Source organism: Buttiauxella selenatireducens, from assembly GCF_031432975.1.
In the GTDB taxonomy this organism is placed as follows: Bacteria; Pseudomonadota; Gammaproteobacteria; order Enterobacterales; family Enterobacteriaceae; genus Buttiauxella; species Buttiauxella selenatireducens.
Genome location: NZ_CP133838.1, coordinates 3,487,601 through 3,508,774, shown reverse-complemented (window position 1 = coordinate 3,508,774; position 21,174 = coordinate 3,487,601). Strand labels below are relative to the sequence as shown.

17 protein-coding genes are annotated in these 21,174 nt (G+C 52.0%); 16 read left to right on the top strand and 1 reads right to left on the bottom strand.

Annotated features, from left to right (window positions below; all coding sequences use genetic code 11):
- Positions 1-15 precede the first annotated feature (15 nt).
- From RHD99_RS16195 to RHD99_RS16155, 9 genes are all read left to right on the top strand, one after another.
- Positions 16-2,478 (top strand): ATP-binding cassette domain-containing protein, encoded by a 2,463-nt coding sequence (locus RHD99_RS16195; RefSeq protein ID WP_309875218.1) that lies wholly within the window; start codon positions 16-18, stop codon positions 2,476-2,478.
- A gap of 16 nt (positions 2,479-2,494) precedes the next feature.
- On the top strand, positions 2,495-3,469 hold the full coding sequence (locus RHD99_RS16190; RefSeq protein ID WP_183273012.1) for an ABC transporter permease: 975 nt from the start codon (positions 2,495-2,497) through the stop codon (positions 3,467-3,469).
- Positions 3,466-3,894: an FAD-dependent oxidoreductase gene (locus RHD99_RS24030; protein ID WP_374708439.1), complete on the top strand. Its 429-nt coding sequence runs from the start codon at positions 3,466-3,468 to the stop codon at positions 3,892-3,894. The genes RHD99_RS16190 and RHD99_RS24030 overlap by 4 nt, the downstream gene beginning before the upstream one ends.
- Positions 3,895-3,908: 14 nt before the next feature.
- A complete protein-coding gene (locus RHD99_RS24025; RefSeq protein ID WP_374708438.1) occupies positions 3,909-4,856 on the top strand; it encodes an NAD(P)/FAD-dependent oxidoreductase in 948 nt (315 codons plus the stop codon).
- Entirely contained in the window at positions 4,849-6,084 is a 1,236-nt protein-coding gene (locus RHD99_RS16175) for an NAD(P)/FAD-dependent oxidoreductase (RefSeq protein ID WP_309875215.1), read from the top strand. The genes RHD99_RS24025 and RHD99_RS16175 overlap by 8 nt, the downstream gene beginning before the upstream one ends.
- A gap of 185 nt (positions 6,085-6,269) precedes the next feature.
- Entirely contained in the window at positions 6,270-7,052 is a 783-nt protein-coding gene (locus RHD99_RS16170) for a DeoR/GlpR family DNA-binding transcription regulator (RefSeq protein ID WP_183273009.1), read from the top strand.
- Positions 7,053-7,191: 139 nt separating this feature from the next.
- Positions 7,192-8,676 carry a xylulokinase gene (locus RHD99_RS16165; RefSeq protein ID WP_309875213.1) on the top strand — a complete coding sequence of 495 codons (1,485 nt, stop codon included), beginning with the start codon at positions 7,192-7,194 and terminating at the stop codon, positions 8,674-8,676.
- Positions 8,676-10,187 (top strand): M81 family metallopeptidase, encoded by a 1,512-nt coding sequence (locus RHD99_RS16160; RefSeq protein WP_309875211.1) that lies wholly within the window; start codon positions 8,676-8,678, stop codon positions 10,185-10,187. The genes RHD99_RS16165 and RHD99_RS16160 overlap by 1 nt, the downstream gene beginning before the upstream one ends.
- A 16-nt stretch (positions 10,188-10,203) precedes the next feature.
- Positions 10,204-10,560 (top strand): DUF1937 family protein, encoded by a 357-nt coding sequence (locus tag RHD99_RS16155; protein WP_309875210.1) that lies wholly within the window; start codon positions 10,204-10,206, stop codon positions 10,558-10,560.
- 33 nt (positions 10,561-10,593) lie between these two features.
- Here the strand turns inward: RHD99_RS16155 and RHD99_RS16150 are convergent, their stop codons facing one another.
- Positions 10,594-11,436, bottom strand: coding sequence for a MurR/RpiR family transcriptional regulator (locus RHD99_RS16150; RefSeq protein WP_309875208.1), 843 nt, complete (start codon positions 11,434-11,436; stop codon positions 10,594-10,596).
- A gap of 275 nt (positions 11,437-11,711) precedes the next feature.
- Between RHD99_RS16150 and RHD99_RS16145 the strand changes: the two genes are divergently transcribed.
- From RHD99_RS16145 to RHD99_RS16115, 7 genes are all read left to right on the top strand, one after another.
- The gene (locus tag RHD99_RS16145; RefSeq protein ID WP_309875207.1) at positions 11,712-13,217 is read left to right on the top strand and encodes a CoA-acylating methylmalonate-semialdehyde dehydrogenase; all 1,506 of its coding nucleotides are present in this window, start codon (positions 11,712-11,714) and stop codon (positions 13,215-13,217) included.
- A gap of 11 nt (positions 13,218-13,228) precedes the next feature.
- Positions 13,229-15,154, top strand: coding sequence for a 3D-(3,5/4)-trihydroxycyclohexane-1,2-dione acylhydrolase (decyclizing) (gene iolD / locus RHD99_RS16140; protein ID WP_309875206.1), 1,926 nt, complete (start codon positions 13,229-13,231; stop codon positions 15,152-15,154).
- A gap of 278 nt (positions 15,155-15,432) precedes the next feature.
- Entirely contained in the window at positions 15,433-16,419 is a 987-nt protein-coding gene (gene iolG / locus RHD99_RS16135; RefSeq protein ID WP_309875205.1) for an inositol 2-dehydrogenase, read from the top strand.
- A 38-nt stretch (positions 16,420-16,457) separates the two neighbouring features.
- A complete protein-coding gene (locus RHD99_RS16130) occupies positions 16,458-17,387 on the top strand; it encodes a substrate-binding domain-containing protein (RefSeq protein WP_309875203.1) in 930 nt (309 codons plus the stop codon).
- 52 nt (positions 17,388-17,439) lie between these two features.
- A complete protein-coding gene (locus RHD99_RS16125) occupies positions 17,440-18,987 on the top strand; it encodes a sugar ABC transporter ATP-binding protein (protein ID WP_309875200.1) in 1,548 nt (515 codons plus the stop codon).
- A 10-nt stretch (positions 18,988-18,997) separates the two neighbouring features.
- On the top strand, positions 18,998-20,026 hold the full coding sequence (locus tag RHD99_RS16120; RefSeq protein WP_309875198.1) for an ABC transporter permease: 1,029 nt from the start codon (positions 18,998-19,000) through the stop codon (positions 20,024-20,026).
- Between the two features lie 11 nt (positions 20,027-20,037).
- Positions 20,038-21,171: a Gfo/Idh/MocA family protein gene (locus RHD99_RS16115; RefSeq protein WP_309875196.1), complete on the top strand. Its 1,134-nt coding sequence runs from the start codon at positions 20,038-20,040 to the stop codon at positions 21,169-21,171.
- The last annotated feature ends 3 nt before the right edge of the window (positions 21,172-21,174 follow it).

Below are 21,174 nucleotides of genomic sequence, written 5' to 3'. Positions count from 1 at the left end.
AGACTCAATCAGGAAATGGTTTTATTTGTCATTATCCTTATTGCCGTGGCGGTGTTTGGTATTGCTACACCCGATTATTTATCCCCGGAAAATCTGCTTAATATTGGCCAGCAAACCTCAGTGATAGCGACTGTTGCCTATGCGATAACGGCGGTCATCATCTGTAAAGGTATTGATATTTCAGTCGGAAGCGTCCTGGCAGCAAGCGGAATTCTGGCAGCACTGATTATGCAAAATACAGGCATACCAGGCTGGCTGGGTATCATAGTCGTGATTTTGATAGGTGCAGGATTTGGCCTGTTAAATGGCACACTGATTAGTGTCATTGGCATCAGTCCTTTTGTTACGACTCTTGCGGTTTATGCTTTTGCCCGTGGTGTTGCGCTGAGCTTTTCCGGTTCGCAGTCGGTAGCTGTCGATTCTTCATTATATTTATGGTTTGGTCATACCGATATTGCAGGTATTCCAGTCAGTTTGCTTATTGCTGTTGTACTGGCCGCATTATGGATGTTCTTGCTTAATCGCACCATATTTGGCCGCTGGGTGTACGCCACTGGCGGAAATACAGAGGCTGCTCATGCATCATTAATACCGGTGCGAGTCACCTGTACGCTAATTTATGTATTTGCAGGTGCCAGCGCCGGGATTGGCGCATTGCTCACCACGGGGCGAGTCGGCTCAGCACAGCCACTGGCAGGGTTTGGCCTGGAGTTTTCTGCCATTACAGCTGCAATTATTGGTGGTGCGAGACTGGCAGGCGGGCAGGGTTCTATTTTAGGTACGGCGCTGGGCGCACTGTTACTGGGCGTGGTGAATACCGGGCTCTCCTTTTTGCAAGTTTCCCAACAGGTCAATTACTTCGTCACCGGGGGATTTGTGCTGGTCGCCGTATTGCTCAGCCAGCGTGGCCTCCTGCAAGGGATGAGCCTCAAAGCGTTATTTCCGCCAAAAAACGTCAGTTTGTCTTCAGGTGAAAATATTACCCAGTCGGTTAATAGCATTGAATTAAAGGGTATTTCTAAAATATTCCCTGGGGTGAAGGCCCTATCTAACGTTTCATTGCGCCTGAATCGTGGAGAAGTGGTGGCGTTAATGGGGGAAAACGGTGCGGGTAAATCCACGCTAGTAAAAGTGCTTTCTGGGATTTATCACCCGGAAGAAGGCGGAATATGGCTCGATGATGCCGAAATCAAATTAACTTCGCCAGCAGAAAGCCGTCGGGCAGGCATTTCGATTATTCATCAGCATTTCAGCCTGATCCCAGAATTAACAGTGGCAGAGAATCTGGCACTGGCGCAGACAAAACTTCCACGGTATTTCGGCATTGCCCTTAACCGGAAAAAAATGCGCCAGCATGCACGAACATTAATTAATGAATTACAGCTTGATGTCGATCCGGATGCGAAAGTTGCAGAACTGACAATCGGACAATGCCAGATGGTGGAAGTTGCCAAGGCAATGATGGCTGACGCCTGGCTGATTGTGATGGATGAACCGACCAGTGCGTTAACTAACCCTGAACGCGATCAACTCTATTTACTGATTGATCGACTGCTGAAAAGAAACTGCTGCGTCCTCTATATCTCGCACAAAATGCAGGAAATTTATACCCTGGCCAGCCGTGCGGTGGTGTTGCGTGACGGGCAAAAAGTGGGCGAGGCCCCTTTACCTAAAACCTCAGAATCTGAGCTGATCAATATGATGGTTGGACGCGATATCGGCAATGTTTTCCCATGGCATGAAACTGTGCCGGGAGAGGCATTGCTTGAGGTGAAAGACCTGTCTGCGGGTGGCTTGCTACAAAATATCAACCTCACCGTTCGTCATGGTGAGCTGGTGGCATTAACCGGCTTGATGGGCAGTGGTCGTACTGAACTGATGCGGTGTATCGCCGGGCTTGGTCACTTTAATCACGGCTCTATCACGCTTGATGCCCAGAAGATGACGTCCGGACATGCCCGCCGCGCCAGCCAGTTAGGCGTCGCTTATGTGCCGGAGGACCGTCACAAAGAGGGCTTTATTGGCAGTATGTCACTGAAAGATAACATTTCCTTACGCTGGATTTTGCATAACAGCTTTGTCGGCATCCTGCGCAGACAAGCCATTGCCAAATTAGCAAAAAATATCATTACGCAATTGGGTGTGCGCCCATCCAATCCCGAAAACCTTGTTGCCAGTTTGTCCGGTGGTAATCAACAAAAAATTGTCATCGGTAAATGGCTGGCAACCCGTCCCCGGTTACTCCTGCTCGACGAACCAACCAACGGTGTTGATGTCGGCGCGAAATTTGAAATTCACAATTTAATTGCCGAATTGAAACAGCAGGGCATGGGCATTTTGATGGTTTCCAGCGAACTGCCGGAAGCTTTGGGTGTAGCCGACAGAATAATCGTTCTTAGCAAAGGGCGCATTGCCGGGGAATTACCCCGTGGGGCTACAGAAGAACAGGTGATGAGTCTGGCCTTTAAATATGTTTAAACAAGGAAAAACCATCATGAAGTCATCGCGTTCGCGGGTAAATCTGGTGTTGGACCTGGCTCCGATACTGCTGTTAATCATTCTGCTGCTGGTGTTCGGTGTGGTGGATAACAGAATTGTTTCATTAAATAATTTAAATATCATCATGTTACAGGCAACGTCAGTTGCGCTGATGGGATTGGGATTATTTTGGATCCTACTGACAGGCGAAATTGACTTATCAGCCGGTCACCTGGTTTCATTTTGCGCCGTCACCATGGGCACGTTGCTCTCCTCCGGGACGGGTCTGGCACCCGCGTTAGCGATTGGCTTCTTTGCGTGTCTGACCTTTGGATTTCTAAACGGTCTGATGGTGACTGTTCTCAAATTACCGTCGTTTATTGCCACTTTAGTCACGATGTTGTTCCTGCAAGGGGCAACATTGATGGTGGCGAAAACCGGCACCATTCTCGTGTTTAACCCATTGCTGCGCAGCTTTGGGGCATTTACTTCTTCACTGTGGTTTCCGCCAACCGTCGTGTTTGTCTGTTTAATGGCGCTCCTGTGCTGGTGGATTTCACGCCGTACTGCTTTCGGTTTGAAGACCTACGCGGTCGGTTCGTCAGCTGAACGCGCCGAGTTGGCAGGTATTTCTGTGAAAAAACAGAAGATTGGCGTTTTTGTTCTCTCTTCTGTGTTTGTTTTCCTGACGGCAACCGTGTTCATTTCACGTATCCCTGTCGTCAATCCGAACGTTGGCGGTGTCAGTCTGCTGCTGGATGCGATAGCGGCGGCGGTCATTGGCGGTACGAGCTTATTCGGTGGTCGGGGGAGCGTTGGCGGAGTGATTTGCGGTGCGCTCATCATCAGTTTACTCACGGCAGCACTGCGTATCTTAGGTGTCGAACCTTCCAGTCTGGATCTCTATAAAGGTGCAATCATAATTTGCATTCTTCTTCTCGATCAGAGCATTAACTTTGCTCGCAATCACCGTAAGCAGGTGTCGCAATGAAGAAATTGAACGTTGATGTCGTCGTGATTGGTGCCGGTGTTGTCGGTTGCGCGGTCACTCGCCGCTTTGTCCTCGAGGGGGCTCGCGTTCTGCTGATTGAAAAAAGCAGCGATATTCTGTCGGGGGCCAGCAAAGCCAACAGCGCCATCTTGCACACCGGGTTTGATGCTCCGCCAGACAGTACCGAATTATCCTGTATGCAACGAGGCTACCGCGAATATCTGGAAATTTCCGGTCAGCTGAATCTGCCGATATTAAAAACGGGCGCTGTGGTGGCTGCCTGGAATCAGGATGAGATGGCAAGTCTGCCTGGCATTATGGCGCAGGCCAAACAAAATGGTGTTGCAGATGTGCAAATGCTGGATCGCGCAAGCTTACTAAAACGCGAACCTTTTCTGTCTCCTGAAGTATTGGGGGATTGTTAGTCCCTGAAGAACATGTGATTGACCCCTGGAGTGCACCGCTGGCCTATTTACGGCAGGCCGTCGAGAACGGTGGCCAGGTGATGTGTGACACCGAGCTTCTCTCCGCCATAAGAGAGGGGAACGAATGGATTCTTACGACGAATCAGGGAGAGATTCGCGCCTCAACGGTTATCAATTGCGCCGGTGTTTGGGGTGATAAGGTGGAATCAATTCTGCTGGGGACATCGCGCTTTACGATTAAACCGCGTAAAGGCCAGTTCGTGGTATTCGATAAAGTCGCCTCAAGCTTGCTTAACACCATTCTATTGCCGGTCCCGAATGAGCGCACCAAAGGTGTGGTGCTCGTCAGAACCATATTTGGCAATCTACTGGTTGGGCCAACAGCCGAGGAGCAAGACGATCGTCTGCATGCGGCGGTTGAAAAGCCGATGCTTGAGCAGCTAATCGCTAAAGCAGTTTCCCTGATCCCTGCGCTGTCGGGTGTGCCGGTTACCGCGGTTTATGCGGGGTTACGTCCTGCGACGGAGCGTAAAGAGTATCGTATCTATCATGACGCCGATGTCGGTTATCTGGCGGCGGGGGGGATTCGCTCCACCGGTCTGACGGCTTCACTTGGGCTGGCAGCACATTTGTTCGACCTCTACAGCACTCAACCTTCAACGACATTAACTCCTTTGTTCGATCCTGTAGCGAACGCAGTCCCTAACCTGGCTGAACATTTACCTCGTGACTGGCAGATGCCAGGCAGTCACGAAATGGTTTGCCATTGCGAACGTGTCACACGGCGCGAAATAGACGCAGCACTCAATGGCCCGGTGCCTGCCAGGGATCTTGGGGGGCTGAAACGAAGAACTCGCGTCTGTATGGGGCGCTGCCAGGGGTTCTATTGCAGTAGTCGGGTTGCTGAGTTAAGCCGGGAAAAATGGGGTGAATCCCTCATTGTAGGAGACGTCAATGAATAACGAATTTGATGCTGATGTGTTGGTCATCGGGGGAGGGCCTGCTGGCATTTCCGCTGCAGTCGCATTGCGACGCAAAGGGATAAAACGCGTGATTATTATTGAACGCGAGCCCGAAGCTGGCGGTATTCCGCGTCATTGTGGCCATCCTCCTTTTGGTATGCGGGAATTTGGGCGCATTCTGTCCGGGCCTGAATATGCGCGCCGTTTGGTGCAATTAGCCAGAGAACATCAAATTGAAATAATGACGAATACCACGGTTATCAATGTGGAACCTAATGCGACGCTTCTGGTGAGCAATCATGAAGGCCTGCGCCGGCTTACAGGCCTGCGTGTGATTATGGCAACCGGCGTTCGTGAATCGCCACGCTCCGCGTTACTGGTTTCTGGCGATCGCCCTACAGGCGTACTCAATACGGGGGCGTTGCAGTCCTGGGTCTATTTACGTGGTCTGCTTCCTTTCAAACGACCCTTAATTGTCGGTACTGAGCTGGTTTCGCTGTCCGCCTTGCTGACCTGTCGCAAGGCCGGTATCAAACCGGTTGCCATGGTGGAAGCCAATCAACGGCCAACAGCCAGACGCCCGATGATGCTATTACCCCGTTTGCTGGGCGTACCGTTGCATTATAACTGCGAGATTGCACGCATTGATGGAATGAAGCGTGTGGAGTCAGTGCTGATTCGCCAGGAAGGGAAGGAGCGTGAAATAGCCTGTGATGGTGTGCTGTTTACCGGACGTTTTATTCCCGACTCGGCCCTTATCCGGGGGAGTCATCTACAATTGGATCCGTCCAGCGGTGGTCCTGAAATTGATCAATTTGGTCGTTGCAGCGATCCCTCTTACTACGCTACCGGGAATATGCTCAGAGCGCTGGAAACTGCAGGCTGGTCTTTCCGTGAAGGCAATCGTGTAGGCGAAATGGTAGCCAGTGATTTAGCGGGTGAAAGAAAATCATCTCAGGAATACGTACAACTGGTGGTGGCAGATAAGCAGATTAAATGGATAGTCCCACAACGTATTGTGGCGACTGAAAAAGACAGAGGCATGGATAATCTACAACTTCGGGCGCGGCAATCGGCGCAAGGAGAATTACAGCTCATCCAGAATGGCCGCGTTATCTGGAGCAAAGAAATGAAGTTATTACCAGAGCGGCGAATTTTAATACCGTTGCAGCAAATTCCGTTGACGGATTCATTCAGCAAGATAAGCATCTCACTGAAAAACAACTGATAAACAGGAAGCAATATCATATTAATGATGCTGACTATTACACAGAATAAATGCATTATCTTCGGATGATAGTGGTTCAGGCGGGATTTTCGCCTGAAGCACATTTCAAATGAAGCTGGGGTAGCTTGGGTTATTTGTTACGCTTGCTAATAATATCGCGACAGGTTTTTGGGAGGTAAGTGGTCATGCGACCTGAGCAACGACGTGCAGAGATCCTCACACTGGTCAATGAGAAACGCAAAGTGACGGTTGACTTTTTGTCGGAAAATTTCAGTGCATCGAGGGAGACTATCCGCCGTGATTTAACCGATCTGGCCATCAGTGGGCAGCTGCGCAAATTTCATGGTGGGGCAACGGTACTGGATAACTTTCATGAAGGTAAATTCAGTACCCGACTGAGTGAGCAATCACATGAAAAGAAAGCTATTTCTCAGCTGGCTGCAACGTTATTTCAGACAGGCGATTCGCTATTTATTGATACCGGAACCACGACATTAGCCTTTGCCCGAGAACTGGCAGTCAGCGCAAAAGAGCTCACGATTTTTACTAATTCTGTCTCCATTACCCAGATACTTGCATCCAGTGGTGGCAATCATCGTGTGTTCCTGATTGGCGGGCAATATCGTGATGATGCGGCTGAAAATATTGGCCCGATAGCCGTAGCTCAAATTAAACAGTTCCAGGCCGCTCATGTCGTTATGACGATTGGGGCGCTTGATACCAATGGTGTAATGGACTACGACCTGGAAGAAACGGAAATTGCCAAAGCAATGATTTCCATGGCAAAAAAAGTCACCGTTCTGGCGGATAACAGCAAACTGGGGCGCTCAGCACTGTTTTCTGTTTGTTCACTCAATCAGGTTGATCGGCTCATCACGGATGCCGTACCGGATGATGACTTACTGGCGGCGCTTAAAGAAGCGGGTGTTGAAGTTTTGACGACCAACGCGATTAACGGAAAATCCTGAACTGAGAGGGTGGTGGCTGTGCCTGCAAATAAGTTGCGGTACCGTGCACCCTCAATTTAGTCATTATTAAAAGTAATAATAAAAAGAATTATCAAAACAATCTATTACCTAAAATAGTCCACCTTATACCGGAGGCCTTATGCACATCATGACGTTTGATATAGGGACATCTTCCCTGAAAGCCGCATTGATTGATCAATCGGGAAAGGTGGTGGCTGAAGGTGGGACAAGTTATACCGTTTCTCATCCAAAACCAGGTTGGGCCGAACAAGATCCTGAAGAAATATGGAACCATATTTGTGCAACAAGTCAGGATGTTATTAGCCAAAGCGCAGTCAGTGCGAATAAAATTAGCGCGGTGGTATTTGTTGCACCATGGAAAAATATTATTGCGCTTGATGACCAGAGCAACGTTTTACGAGACAGCATTATTTGGATGGACGCACGCGCGGCCGAGCAAGCCGAACGTTTGAATCAATCCGTCGGTAAATTTGTTGGCAGCGGGCAAGAATATTGGCCGCGTTTGATGTGGATGAAAGAGCAAGAACCTGAATTATGGCATCGGGCTCGGCATATTATCGGTCTGAATACCTATTTTAAATTTAGGGCGACAGGTGAGTTTTATACCGAACCCTCGGATGATTTTATTCGTTCAGCCAATCCAGAATTAAATGATTATTATCAGGCTATATTGAAAGCCGCAGATCTATTAACGGATACAGAAAAATTTCCCGTAGCCAAAGACGCAACCGAAATAGTTGGGAATCTGACCGAAACGGCAGCGCAGCAACTCGGTATAGCTGCGGGTACGCCAGTTATTGGAGGGTTTGGAGATTTAGTCGCCATTACCTGGGGTGCTGGTAAAGCGCAACTGAACGATGCACATCTTTATTTTGGCACCTCTTCCTGGCTGGTGAGCATTATAAAAAATCGTTCAGAATTAGAGGCGCCTCTCTATTTCTCTATTAACCAGGATAAAGAAGGTGCGGTATACGCTCTGCAGACGGGATGCCTGGCGCTAGACTGGGTGATAGATCAGGTTTATCGCACTGAACGCAGCGTTTTGGGTCCCGACATCTATCGCTTTATTGGCAATGAAGTCAGCCAGATTTCACCAGGAAGCGATGGCGTTATCGCCACCCATTGGCTGACCGGGGAACTGGCGCCTTTATCTAAAAATGCGAAAGGATCGTTCTTTAATCTCACGACAAATCATGACCGCCGCCATATGGTCAGGGCCATGATGGAGAGTGTGTGTTTTACGCATCGTCGGAATATTTCCACCTTACAAGAGCGTAGCCACACGCAACTGAGCCATATTCGTGTTGTGGGTGGGGGCGCGGTAAGCGATGTGTGGATGCAGATGCTGGCGGATATTTTGAATATCCGTGTTCAGGTACCTGAATCTCCGCGATATAGCGGAACGCTTGGCGCGTATTACTGTGCTGCACAAGGGTTAGGCTGGCTTAATACCGCTGATGCCATGGGCAGTGAGGTCAATATCGGCAAAGTGTTTACTCCGAATCCAGCGCATCGTGAAATTTATGACAGAAACTACCGTGTTTATATGAAACTCCATCCGGCTCTGAAAGAAATATATAATGAACTTAATGGTGAATATTAATGAAAATTCTTATTACTGAATTCCGCCAGGAAAGTAATTCATTTAACCCTACAAACTCTACGTTAGAATTCTGGATGCAAACTGGCGAGTATGAAGGTGCCGATGTCCGTGCACAATTTGACGGATATCCCTGCGCGATAGGCGGGTTCTTACACGCTCTTGATGAGTCGGAGCATAAACCAGAAGTTATCTGTGGGACGGTGATGGCGTGCCAGAGTGGTGGAGTTGCCGAGCAATCGGTGATGGATCATTATATGTCGAAACTGATACCACAAATAACCGAAAATCTCCCTCTTGACGGTATTTTCATTTCTTATCATGGTGCGCTGGTTACCACGGAATATGATGATCCGGAAGGTGAAATAACCCGTCGAGTGCGTGAACTGGTCGGCAATTCCGCTGTGATTTCCGTCGCGACGGATCTGCATGCTTATATTTCGGAAACGTTAGTCCGCAATACCAACGTCGTGCTGGCATATCTTACCTATCCGCACGTGGATTATTTTGAAACGGGTTATCGCGTGGCAAAGTTAGGGCTTGAGTGTATTACCAGCGCGGTTAAACCGGTAACGGCTTGGGTGCCTGTGCCGATGATTGTTCCTGCCGCGGCTTATAATACGCTTAAAGGTGCGTTTAAAGAGATTATTGATTTTGGAAATAACCTTAAGCAGCAGCGCAAAATTATTGATTTCTCGGTCTATCAAATGCAGCCGTGGCTGGATATACCCACACCTAACTCGTCGGTCGTTGTCGCAGCGTACTCACAAGAAGACGCGGCAAAATATGCACAACAATTGGCAGAATTACTGTATGCCAAACGGCACGAATTTAGTTTACAACTCATGCCAATCGCTGAGGTTATTAAACGTGCCAATGATCCGCAAGTCATGAAGCCTGTGATACTGGTGGACTCCGCCGATTCCTGTAATGCAGGAGCCGCCGGAGACAATATGGCGGTAGCGGCAGAAATTCTTGCGTCAGGCTGCGAATTTCGTGCCGCGACGGTGGTGAATGATGAAAAGGCGGCGCAGAAAGCACATAAATTAGGTGTGGGCGCACGAGCTGAGTTTACCTTAGGGGCATCTCGCGACAAGCGCTCGCAGGCCGTCACGGTGCAGGCCTATGTAAAATCTCTTCATGATGGCGTCTTCAGACAAGAAGGGCCTGCCGGAAGGGGCATGACGCAGCGGATCGGGCTCACGGCAGTCCTCAGCGTGGGTAATCTGGATATCGTGGTTTGTGAGTGGATGGCCGGTAATGGCGATCCGCAACTTTATCGCGCACACGGTATTGAACCGACGTTATATGACTTAGTGGTGGTCAAAGCATCAACCTCGTTCCGGGTTGCGTACGAAAAACTCGCGGGAATTATTTGTGAAGCAAATACACCAGGATCGGCAAGTTCTGATCTGAAGCATTTGCCTTTCGAACGGTTGCCAAAAAATATCTATCCCTGGACGGATAAGAATATTTTGGATTGGTCTGTGGTATTTGCACCGATTGCTGAATAAACACGATGAGGTCATTATGCGTAAAATATTTCTTGCCTGCCCCTATAGCCATACCGACGAAAATGTTATCCACCATCGATTCCTGGCATGCAATAAAGTTGCCGCCAAAATTGTAGAGTCAGGTAATACCGTCTTTAGCCAGGTAACGATGTCACATCCAATAAACCTGGCCCTGGAAAAAACTGAAAAAGTAAACGTGGGTAAAATGTGGGCTCCTGTTGATGCTGTTTTTCTCGATGCCATGGAAGAGCTTATTATTTTGGATCTTGACGGCTGGGATAAGAGTGCTGGAATCAAAAGAGAAATTGAATTTTACCAGGGACGTCATCAGCGGGTGAGTTTATGGTCTGATGTCGCTAAAGAATTTGACTGATACAAAGAGGGGCGCGTAAAGCGCCCTCATCGTTTATGACGGCGAATTATTCACATTCCCCAACTGATATGCCAGTGCGACGACCAGTGACTGCACCAGGCACAGCGTAGCGGACTGAGAGCGGAAGGCGTCCACCTGTGCTTCCTTCACCACAAAACACAAATCGCTGAAGGTCGCGAGCGGGCTAATCTGGCTGTCAGTAATGACAATCTGCCGGGCGCCTGCATTGGCGGCGGTTTCACTCACCATCAAAGTCTCTTCTGCATAGGGTGAGAAGCTGATTGAAACCACAATATCCTGCGCCTTGATGCGGCTTACCTGCTCAGACAGCATGCCGCCCATACCATCAAGTAAAATAGGTCGGCACTCGAGATGACTTAATGAGTAGGTTAAATAGGTGGCGACACTAAACGAGCGGCGTAACCCAACGATGTAAATCGTGTCGGCCTGAGCCAACAAATCAACCGCACGTTGAAGCATTTCCGGTTCGGCGCGGGCGGCAAGTTGCTGCAACGCCTGGGCGTTGGAGCGGGCGAACTCCTGCAGGATATCCAGCGGTGTTTCCGGTATGGCTTCGCTTTCCATTTCACGAAACATTCGCGCGCGGTCGCTGTAACTTGCCGTCTCCTCAACCAGATTCATACGGAACAACTGTTTCATTTCGTTAAAACCGGTGAAGTCGAAGGCGTTGGCAAAGCGGATAAGCGTCGACGGAGGAACCCCTGCACGTTCGGCGATGACGGCAACCGTATCGAAGGCCACGCTGTTGGTGTTGTCCAGCACATAATGGGATACCTGCTGCAACCTTTTGCTCAGGTTATCGTAGCGGTCGCGGATTTGTTGCTGTAGCTCATTCAGGCTGGATGCTGTCGTCATTTTACCCCCAAGGTGTCATTCCCTCATTCTAAACACTAGACCGCATTTTTTAAATGTTGATGATTCAAAACGCGCCTAAATGAAACAACAACTTCAGCAAAGGTTTGCCTGAAATTATAAATAACGCCATCTGTGTCGCTGACGCATAGCTGTAACATAAAAATCAACTATTGATCACAATAATTAATTTATGTTTTATTTTGACTAAAAATGGAATGTTTATTTCGTATACAGTATTCAGGTCACAAACACACATCAACAGCGAGAGGTTCAGGATGGAGACGGTAGCGAATTTTATTCACGGCAAATGTACCACCGGTTCAGGTCAGCGCATCCAGGCAATTTTTAACCCAGCCACGGGCGAGCAAATTCGTCAGGTGGTGATGAGCACCGTACAGGAAACGCAGCAAGCGATCACCGCCGCTGAACAGGCATTCCCTGGCTGGGCTCGCCAGTCGCCTCTAAAACGTTCACGAGTGATGTTCCGTTTTAAAGCCTTGCTTGAGCAAAACATGGATGCGCTGGCTCGGGTTATCAGCGAAGAACATGGCAAAGTGTACTCAGATGCAGTGGGTGAGGTGACGCGTGGCCTTGAAGTCGTGGAGTTTGCCTGCGGGATCCCGCATCTGCAAAAGGGGGAGCACTCCGCCAATGTGGGAACCGGTGTCGACAGCCACTCGCTAATGCAGCCGCTGGGGGTTTGTGTTGGGATCACCCCGTTTAACTTTCCGGCGATGGTGCCAATGTGGATGTTCCCGATAGCGCTGGCGACCGGCAATACCTTCGTGCTCAAACCGTCGGAAAAGGACCCTTCGCTTGCGCTGGCGCTGGCAAAACTGCTGAAAGAGTCAGGCCTGCCAGACGGTGTTTTCAACGTGGTGCAGGGTGACAAAGAGGCGGTAGATGTACTGCTGACTGACGAACGGGTACAGGCGGTCAGCTTTGTCGGTTCGACACCGATCGCCGAATACATCTATCAGACCGCTTCGGCGCACGGTAAACGTTGCCAGGCACTGGGTGGCGCAAAAAACCACTGCATTCTGATGCCGGATGCGGATATGGACATGGCGACAAACGCCATTATGGGCGCGGCGTACGGTGCTGCTGGCGAACGCTGTATGGCGCTATCCGTCGTGCTGGCGGTGGGCGAGGAAACGGCCGACGACCTCTGTGCGCGGCTGGAAAAACACATTGCCGAATTACGTGTAGGGCCGGGTCTTGACCAGGTACCAGAAAATGAGATGGGGCCGCTTATCTCTGCGGTGCATCGCAGCAAAGTGCTCAGTTACATCGATAGCGGTGAGGCTCAGGGGGCGAAACTTCGCGTCGACGGTCGGGGTTATCAGGTTAAAAATTACGAGCAGGGCTACTTCGTCGGCCCGACGCTGTTCGATAACGTCACCCCAGAGATGACCATCTATAAAGAAGAAATTTTTGGACCGGTGCTTTCTGTGGTGCGCGTTGCAGATTACCACCGCGCAGTGGAACTGATTAACCGTCATGAATATGGTAATGGCACCGCTATCTTCACTCGGGATGGGGGCTGCGCGCGTCGCTTTAGCGAAGAGATTCAAGCCGGCATGGTAGGCATTAACGTACCGATCCCGGTGCCGATGGCGTTCCATAGTTTTGGTGGCTGGAAGCGTTCCATTTTCGGTCCGCTCAACGTCCACGGCAGCGACGGCGTACGTTTCTACACCCGGATGAAAACAGTGACCGCCCGCTGGCCCGAAATGCAACAAGATACAGGTGCCGCATTCTCCATGCCAACACTAGGCTGACAGGAGTCGTTATGAAAACCGAACGCATGACCATGGCACAGGCGCTGGTCAAATTCCTTAATCAACAGTATGTCTGTGTCGACGGGCAGGAAACGCCCTTCGTGGAGGGCGTGGCGACCATATTTGGCCACGGAAACGTGCTCGGCATCGGCCAGGCGCTGGAACAAGATGCGGGTCATCTGAAGGTAATGCAGGGTTGCAACGAGCAAGGGATGGCGCACATGGCGACGGGATTTGCCAAACAGCACCGCCGCCTGCGAATTTACGCCGTGACATCATCCGTGGGGCCAGGTGCGGCCAACATGGTGACGGCTGCGGCCACCGCCACGGCGAACCGAATCCCTCTGTTGCTGCTGCCAGGCGACATCTACGCCAGCCGCCAGCCGGACCCGGTTTTACAGCAAATCGAGCAGTATCACGATCTCAGCATCAGCACCAATGACTGCTTCCGTCCGGTTTCCCGCTATTGGGACAGGATTAACCGCCCGGAACAGTTGATGAGCGCGATGCTGAGCGCAATGCGCACGCTCACCGACCCGGCAAATACGGGCGCTGTGACTATCTGCCTGCCACAGGACGTGCAGGGAGAAGCCTGGGATTACCCGGAAAGCTTCTTTGCCCGCCGACTTCACCACATCGAACGTCGTCCACCGGACGCCCGACGCCTGGAAATGGCGCGGGAATTGATTGCTCGTAAGCGTAAGCCGCTGGTGGTGTGCGGTGGCGGGGTGCGCTACTCAGGCGCCCATGAGGCGTTGAGTGAGTTTGTTGAAACGCTGCAATTGCCCTTTGCTGAAACCCAGGCCGGGAAAGGTGCTCTGGCAAGCGATCATCCGCTGAATATGGGGGGCATTGGTGTCACGGGCGGGTTGGCGGCGAATCAGCTGGCACCGCAGGCCGATCTGGTGATTGGCATCGGCACCCGTCTGACCGACTTCACCACGGGTTCGAAAGCGCTGTTTTCACACCCGGATGTCGAATTTTTATTACTGAATGTCGCCGAATTTGATGCCTTAAAACTCGACGCCACGGCGCTGGTGGCCGATGCCCGTATCGGGTTAACGATGCTGACTACGTCGCTTACTCACTATCATAGTGAGTGGGGTAATGAAGTGGCTGAAGCCAAATCTGCCTGGCGCGACGAGTGTCACCGCCTGTGGGCGCGCGAGTGGCAGCCCGATAGCTCGCCGGAAATAGCCGGTCATTTTGATGAAAAACTGACCGAGTACAGCGAGGTGCTCAACACCCATTTGACTCAGACGCGGGTGCTGGGGCTTATCAATCAACATGTCGAAGATAACGCCATTGTGGTGGGCGCGGCGGGATCGCTACCGGGCGATTTACAACGCATCTGGCAGGTTAAAACCCCCGATAGCTATCATCTGGAATATGGCTATTCCTGCATGGGCTACGAGATTGCCGCGGCTATTGGCGCAAAGCTTGCGATGCCAGAGCAACCGGTCTACGCCATGGTGGGCGATGGCTCGTACATGATGCTCCATTCCGAGTTGCAAACAGCGGTGCAGGAGGGGATAAAAATCACCATCTTGCTGTTTGATAACGCCGGATTCGGCTGCATCAATAACCTGCAGATGGGACACGGCATGGGCAGTTTCGGCACCGAAAACCGTCATCGAAACTCACGTACTGGGCAGCTTGACGGGCCACTGGTGAAGGTCGATTTCGCGCAAAATGCTGAGAGTTATGGCTGTCGTGCGTGGCGGGTACATGACGAACAAAGCCTGTTGGCAGCATTAACCGCATCACGCGCACATCCAGGGCCGACGCTGCTCGATATCAAAGTGCTGCCAAAAACCATGACGCATGATTACGAAGCCTGGTGGCGCACTGGTGATGCACAAGTGGCGGCATCTTCCGCTGTCTGTGACGCGGCGGAACAAACCAGAGCGCAGGTGAAGATCGCTCGCCAGTATTAAGTTTCTCTCCATAACGAAATATTCATTTCATTCTCTCCATTCCTTTCAGCTTACCTCACTCCATTAAGGAGCGGGGTAAGTTACCTCCCCATCTCTGAACGCTTTCACCCCTCAAATTGCTTCTTTAATGTTGTGATATTGATAACAAAAATAACCTAGATTGTCTAAAAAGTGTTAACTCCAGCTCAAAAATAGTATTCCACTATTTATAAAAACGAAATAAATGTTTTATTTGAGGGGTAGCAAGTTCACCGCATTAACCAACACCGGGAGCCGTTATGTTTAACATTGCTTTACTGGGCGCAGGCCGAATCGGCCAGGTACATGCCGCTAACATCGCCACCCACAGCGAGACGACGCTGTGGTCCGTCGTTGACCCAAACCAGGAATTCGCCGCGCGTCTCGCGACGCAATATCAGGCCCGTATGCAGACGATCGACGAGGCGATGACAGATCCTAACGTACACGCTGTACTGATCGCCTCGGCGACCGATACTCACGCCGATTTGATTGAACTCGCCGCTCGTCATGGCAAGGCTATCTTCTGCGAAAAGCCAGTCCATCTGGATTTGGCGCGTGTACGCGATTGCCTGAAAGTGGTTAAAGAGTATGACGTACCGTTGTTTATCGGCTTTAACCGCCGCTTCGACCCGCAGTTCCGCAAGATGAAAACGGAAGTCCTGGCCGGGCGTATCGGTAAACCTGAATCGTTGCTGATTATCTCCCGCGATCCGTCGCCTCCACCGGTTGAGTACGTCCGTGTGTCCGGCGGTATGTTCCGCGATATGACCATCCACGACTTCGACATGGCGCGCTTTATCATGGGTGAAGAACCGGTGTCGGTGTACGCCAAGGGCAGCAATCTGGTGGACCCGGCGATTGGTGAGGCGGGCGATATCGACACTGCATTTATCGTCCTTAAATATGCATCCGGTGCGATGGCGACAATCGTCAACAGCCGCCGCTCTGCCTACGGATACGACCAGCGCCTTGAACTGCACGGTTCTGAAGGGCTGCTGTGTGCGGGCAATATTCTGGAAAATCAGGTTCAGCACTACGGCCAGCAGGGCTGCACCAGTGCTTTACCAGAACATTTCTTCCTGCAACGTTACAAATCTGCCTACGCCGCGGAATGGGAACACTTTGTTGCCGTTATGCGCGGTGATGCCGTTCCTCAATGCAGTGGTGATGATGGTGAACGGGCGCTCTATCTGGCGGATAAAGCGCTGGAGTCGCTGCACAGCAAGCGAGAAGTCTCCCTCTAATAAGTTTGATAGCTTCCCCTACACAGAGAGACATAAAAATGAAAAAACTGATCTTAGCTGCCCTCATCGCCGTGACATCTGGGGCGGCCATTGCCGAGAACGAGCAGATTGTTTTCAGTACGCCGAACCTGGCGATGCCGTTTGAAGTGCACATGCAGCGTACAGCGGTAAAAGCCGCGAAAGAGATGGGTGTTAATTTGCAGGTGCTGGACGGGCAGGGCAGTTCGCCCAAGCAGGCCGCCGACCTGGAAAATGCCATCACCCGTGGCGCTCAGGGGTTTATCGTCTCGCCAAATGATGTCAATGCCATCTCAAGCGCAGTAGATGAAATTCAGGATGCGAAGCTGCCGGTCGTTACCCTCGATCGTTCCGTCGACAGTCAGAAGAAAGTGCCGCACTTCGGTGCTAACAACTACAAAGGTGGCCAGGCGATTGGTGACTTTGTGAAAACTAAATTCCCCAACGGTGCGGACATTATTTTGCTGACCGGGCAGCCGGGCTCCTCTTCCAACATTGAACGTACTAAAGGCATCCGCGACAGCCTGAAGGCCGGTGGCGAGAAATACAAGATTGTCGCCGATCAGACGGGCAACTGGATGCGTTCTGAAGGGATGCGCATCGTTGAGAGCGTTCTACCGTCGCTGCAAAAGCGTCCGCAGGTGATCCTCTCGGCTAACGACGATATGGCGTTAGGGGCTATCGAAGCATTACAGGGGCAGGGTCTGAAACCGGGCGAAGTCCTGGTGACAGGTTTTGATGCGGTACCGGAAGCGCTGGCACGTGTACGTGACGGCTGGATGGCGGCGACGGCGGATCAACGCCCAGGTTTTGCTGTACAGACGGCGATGAGCCAATTGGTTGCCAGCGTGCGTGAGAAGAAAGAGATAACCGGCGCGGACTACCAGCCAACACTTATCACCAAAGAAAACCTGGAGCAGGCCGAGCGCATTAATGAGGTCGGTAACTGATTTGTCCTGGGCCGCCCGTTGTGGCGGCCCTTCTTGAAGAAGGAGCAGGTCAATGCCGCAACCTTTACTCAACGTAAGCAATCTGGCGAAAAGCTTTTCTGGCGTCTGGGCGCTGAGTAGCGCACAGCTTGACGTAGGCGTGGGCGAAATTCATGCCCTGCTGGGCGAGAACGGCGCGGGAAAATCCACGCTGCTCAAAGCGCTGGCAGGCGCGCAGCCGCAAACAAGCGGTGAAATCTGGTTCAACGGCGAAACGCTGTCGGTGGAGGATTCGCCAATAGACCGGCAAAACAAGGGCATTATTAATATCTATCAGGAATTTAACCTGCTGCCCAATATGACTATCGCAGAAAACATGTTTCTCGGGCGTGAGCCACGTAAACGCAATCTGATTGTCGATGAAAATGCCGTTAACCGGGAAGCACAGGTGATTCTGGATTACCTGCAACTGAACGTTGCACCGACCACCCCGGTGGCACGGTTAAGTGTTGCGCAGCAGCAGATGGTGGAAATCGCCCGCGCACTGACGCTCAATGCAAAACTTATCATTATGGATGAACCGTCCGCAGCCCTTAGCGATAGCGAAGTGGAAAGCCTTCACCGGGTCGTGCGTGAGCTAAAAGGCCGTGGGGTGAGCATTATTTATGTGACCCATCGTCTGCACGAAGTGTTTCAGCTATGCGATAAATTCACCGTATTTCAGGATGGCCGTTTCACGGGCACGGGGTTGGTGGCACAGACAACCGTAGAACAACTGATTCGCCTGATGGTCGGGCGTGATGTGGCATTTAACCGTCGCCCGGCCAGCGAAACCCATCACCAAGACAAACCTGTACGCCTTGCGGTAAAAGGCCTGAGCCGCGTAAAACCCCCAATGGATCCGCATGGCATCGCGCTTCACGATATCAGCTTCCATGTTCATACGGGTGAGGTGCTGGGTATCGCCGGGCTGGTGGGCGCCGGACGTACCGAAGTCGCTCGTTGCCTGTTTGGTGCAGACGGCTTCACCTCCGGTGCGTTTGAACTTGATGGCGTGGCGTACCAACCGCGCGATCCGATGCACGCGCTGGACATGGGCATCGCGCTGGTCCCCGAAGATCGCAAAAAAGAGGGCGCGGTTCTCGGGCTGTCCATTCGCGACAACCTCTCGCTCTCCTGTCTCTCCTCGTTATTACACTGGCGCTATTTTGTTAACAGCCGCAAAGAGGATGACCTCATCGAGTCTTACCGCAAGGCGTTGCAGATAAAAATGGTCAATAGCGACCAGGAAGTACGCAAGCTCTCGGGTGGCAATCAGCAAAAAGTGATCCTCGCGCGCTGCATGGCGCTCAACCCGCGTGTGCTTATCGTTGACGAGCCGACCCGCGGTATTGATGTCGGCACCAAATCAGAAGTGCATCAGGTGCTCTTTGATATGGCGAAACAGGGAGTGGCGGTGATCGTGATTTCGTCCGACCTGCCGGAAGTGATGGCCGTGTCCGACAGGATTATCACCCTAAGCGAAGGCCGGGTGACTGGCGAAATTCACGGGGATGACGCCACTGAAGAACGTCTCATGATGATGATGGCCATCAACCACAACGCCCTGAACGCGGCATAACGGAGTTCCCATGACGCAGATAGATTCCAAAACCCAGACGCCGGTGAAACGCGCCGGACGTCTTGACCTGATCGCTTTTTTCGAGCGCTTTGGGGTACTGATTTTCTTGTTCCTGCTGCTGATTTTTTTCCAGTTACAGAACAGCAACTTCCTGTCTGAACGCAATATTTTCAACATTCTGACCGAGGTTTCCATCTACGGGATCATCGCGGTGGGGATGACGTTCGTCATTCTGACTGCCGGGATAGACCTCTCCGTCGGCTCCATTCTGGCGGTATGTGCCATGACGGCGGCTTATGTCATTAAAGGGGATAACTTCACCACCGTTGATCCTGACGCCTGGGGCGGATTGAGCTGGCTGATTGGTCTGGGGATCTGCCTTGGGATGGGGACGGTGATTGGTTTTCTGCACGGTCTTGGCGTAACCCGTCTGCGCCTGCCACCGTTTATCGTCACCCTTGGTGGGATGACCATCTGGCGCGGTCTGACATTAGTGGTGAACGACGGCGCACCGATAGCCGGTTTCGATGCCGGATACCGCTGGTGGGGGCGTGGTGAACTGTTGGGGATATCGATTCCTATCTGGATCTTCGCGCTGGTAGCGATTGGCGGATATCTGGCGCTGCACAAAACGCGCTGGGGACGTTTTGTCTACGCCATTGGCGGCAACCCGGAAGCGGCGCGTCTTGCCGGAGTCAACGTCAAACGTGTGTTGGTCAGCGTCTATGTCCTGATTGGCTGCCTTGCCGGGCTGGCGGGCTTTATCCTCAGCGCCCGTCTTGGCAGCGCCGAAGCGGTCGCCGGGATCTCATTTGAGCTGCGTGTTATCGCATCAGTGGTGATTGGCGGGACATCGCTAATGGGCGGTTATGGCCGCATTGCCGGTACCGTTATCGGCTCCATCATCATGGGCGTTCTGATTAACGGCCTGGTACTGATGAACGTGTCGGCGTACTACCAACAAATTATAACGGGGCTGATTATCGTGCTGGCTGTGGCTTTTGACACCTATGCCAAGAGCCGCCGTGGCGCATTGTGAGGGAACAAAACATGAAAGACGTACGCATTGGGCTAATCGGTACCGGGTACATCGGCAGAGCACACGCCATTGCTTATGCTCAGGCGCCAACCGTATTCAACCTGCGCGGGAAACTGGTGCGCGAAATGGTGGCGGAAGTGACGCCAGAACTTGCAGAGCAGCGGGCGCAGGCCTTTGGTTTTAACCGTTCAACCGGTGACTGGCGCGAGCTGGTGGCCGATCCGAACATCGATGTCGTGGATATCTGCTCGCCAAACCATCTGCACAAAGAGATGGCGCTGGCGGCCATCGCTCACGGCAAACATGTCTATTCGGAAAAACCGCTGGCACTTAATGCCCATGACGCGCGTGAAATGGTGGAAGCCGCAAAACACGCCGGTGTGAAAACGCTGGTGGGGTTTAACTACATGAAAAACCCGACGGCCACGTTAGCCAAAGAGATTATCGCCCGGGGTGAAATCGGTGAGGTCATCCATTTTTACGGCACGCACAACGAAGATTACATGGCTGACCCTCTTTCCCCGATTCACTGGCACTGCTTCAAGGAAACGGCCGGGCTGGGAGCTTTGGGGGATTTAGCCGCGCATATCGTCAATATGGCGCACTACCTGGTCGGCGAGATTGAACAGGTGTGCGGCGATTTAAAAATCGTTGTCCCTGAACGCCCGGCGCATGCCGGTACATTGCGGATGGTCGCGGTAGAAAATGAAGACCAGGCGCACGCGATGGTGCGTTTTGCCGGTGGCGCGCAGGGGGTGATTGAAACCTCCCGAGTGGCCTGCGGACGCAAAATGGGGCTGTCGTACGTGATAACCGGCACCAAAGGGACCATCAGTTTTACCCAGGAGCGTATGGCAGAACTCAAGCTGTATCTGCACGACGACCCGGTGAATCGTCAGGGTTTTCGCACGCTGCTGGTGGGGCCAGCGCATCCAGAATACGCCGCGTTTTGCCTCGGGGCAGGGCATGGCATTGGCTTTAACGATCAGAAAACGGTGGAAGTTCGCGACCTGGTGGATGGCATCGCCGCCGATGCGCCCCTGTGGCCGGACTTCGAAGAGGGCTGGAAGGTGTCGCGCGTGCTTGACGCTATCGCTCTTTCTCACCGTGAAGGCCGCTGGCTGAACGTGATTGATATTGTCTGACGA

Bases quoted from the DNA above. Each gene is read 5' to 3' on its own strand.
- iolG (WP_309875205.1), top strand. From the start codon at position 15,433: ATGTTTAACATTGCTTTACTGGGCGCAGGCCGAATCGGCCAGGTACAT.
- RHD99_RS16195 (WP_309875218.1), top strand. From the start codon at position 16: ATGGTTTTATTTGTCATTATCCTTATTGCCGTGGCGGTGTTTGGTATT.
- RHD99_RS16130 (WP_309875203.1), top strand. From the start codon at position 16,458: ATGAAAAAACTGATCTTAGCTGCCCTCATCGCCGTGACATCTGGGGCG.
- iolD (WP_309875206.1), top strand. From the start codon at position 13,229: ATGAAAACCGAACGCATGACCATGGCACAGGCGCTGGTCAAATTCCTT.
- RHD99_RS16155 (WP_309875210.1), top strand. From the start codon at position 10,204: ATGCGTAAAATATTTCTTGCCTGCCCCTATAGCCATACCGACGAAAAT.
- RHD99_RS16115 (WP_309875196.1), top strand. From the start codon at position 20,038: ATGAAAGACGTACGCATTGGGCTAATCGGTACCGGGTACATCGGCAGA.
- RHD99_RS16160 (WP_309875211.1), top strand. From the start codon at position 8,676: ATGAAAATTCTTATTACTGAATTCCGCCAGGAAAGTAATTCATTTAAC.
- RHD99_RS16150 (WP_309875208.1), bottom strand. From the start codon at position 11,436: ATGACGACAGCATCCAGCCTGAATGAGCTACAGCAACAAATCCGCGAC.
- RHD99_RS16190 (WP_183273012.1), top strand. From the start codon at position 2,495: ATGAAGTCATCGCGTTCGCGGGTAAATCTGGTGTTGGACCTGGCTCCG.
- RHD99_RS16175 (WP_309875215.1), top strand. From the start codon at position 4,849: ATGAATAACGAATTTGATGCTGATGTGTTGGTCATCGGGGGAGGGCCT.
- RHD99_RS16165 (WP_309875213.1), top strand. From the start codon at position 7,192: ATGCACATCATGACGTTTGATATAGGGACATCTTCCCTGAAAGCCGCA.
- RHD99_RS24030 (WP_374708439.1), top strand. From the start codon at position 3,466: ATGAAGAAATTGAACGTTGATGTCGTCGTGATTGGTGCCGGTGTTGTC.
- RHD99_RS16125 (WP_309875200.1), top strand. From the start codon at position 17,440: ATGCCGCAACCTTTACTCAACGTAAGCAATCTGGCGAAAAGCTTTTCT.
- RHD99_RS16120 (WP_309875198.1), top strand. From the start codon at position 18,998: ATGACGCAGATAGATTCCAAAACCCAGACGCCGGTGAAACGCGCCGGA.
- RHD99_RS16145 (WP_309875207.1), top strand. From the start codon at position 11,712: ATGGAGACGGTAGCGAATTTTATTCACGGCAAATGTACCACCGGTTCA.
- RHD99_RS16170 (WP_183273009.1), top strand. From the start codon at position 6,270: ATGCGACCTGAGCAACGACGTGCAGAGATCCTCACACTGGTCAATGAG.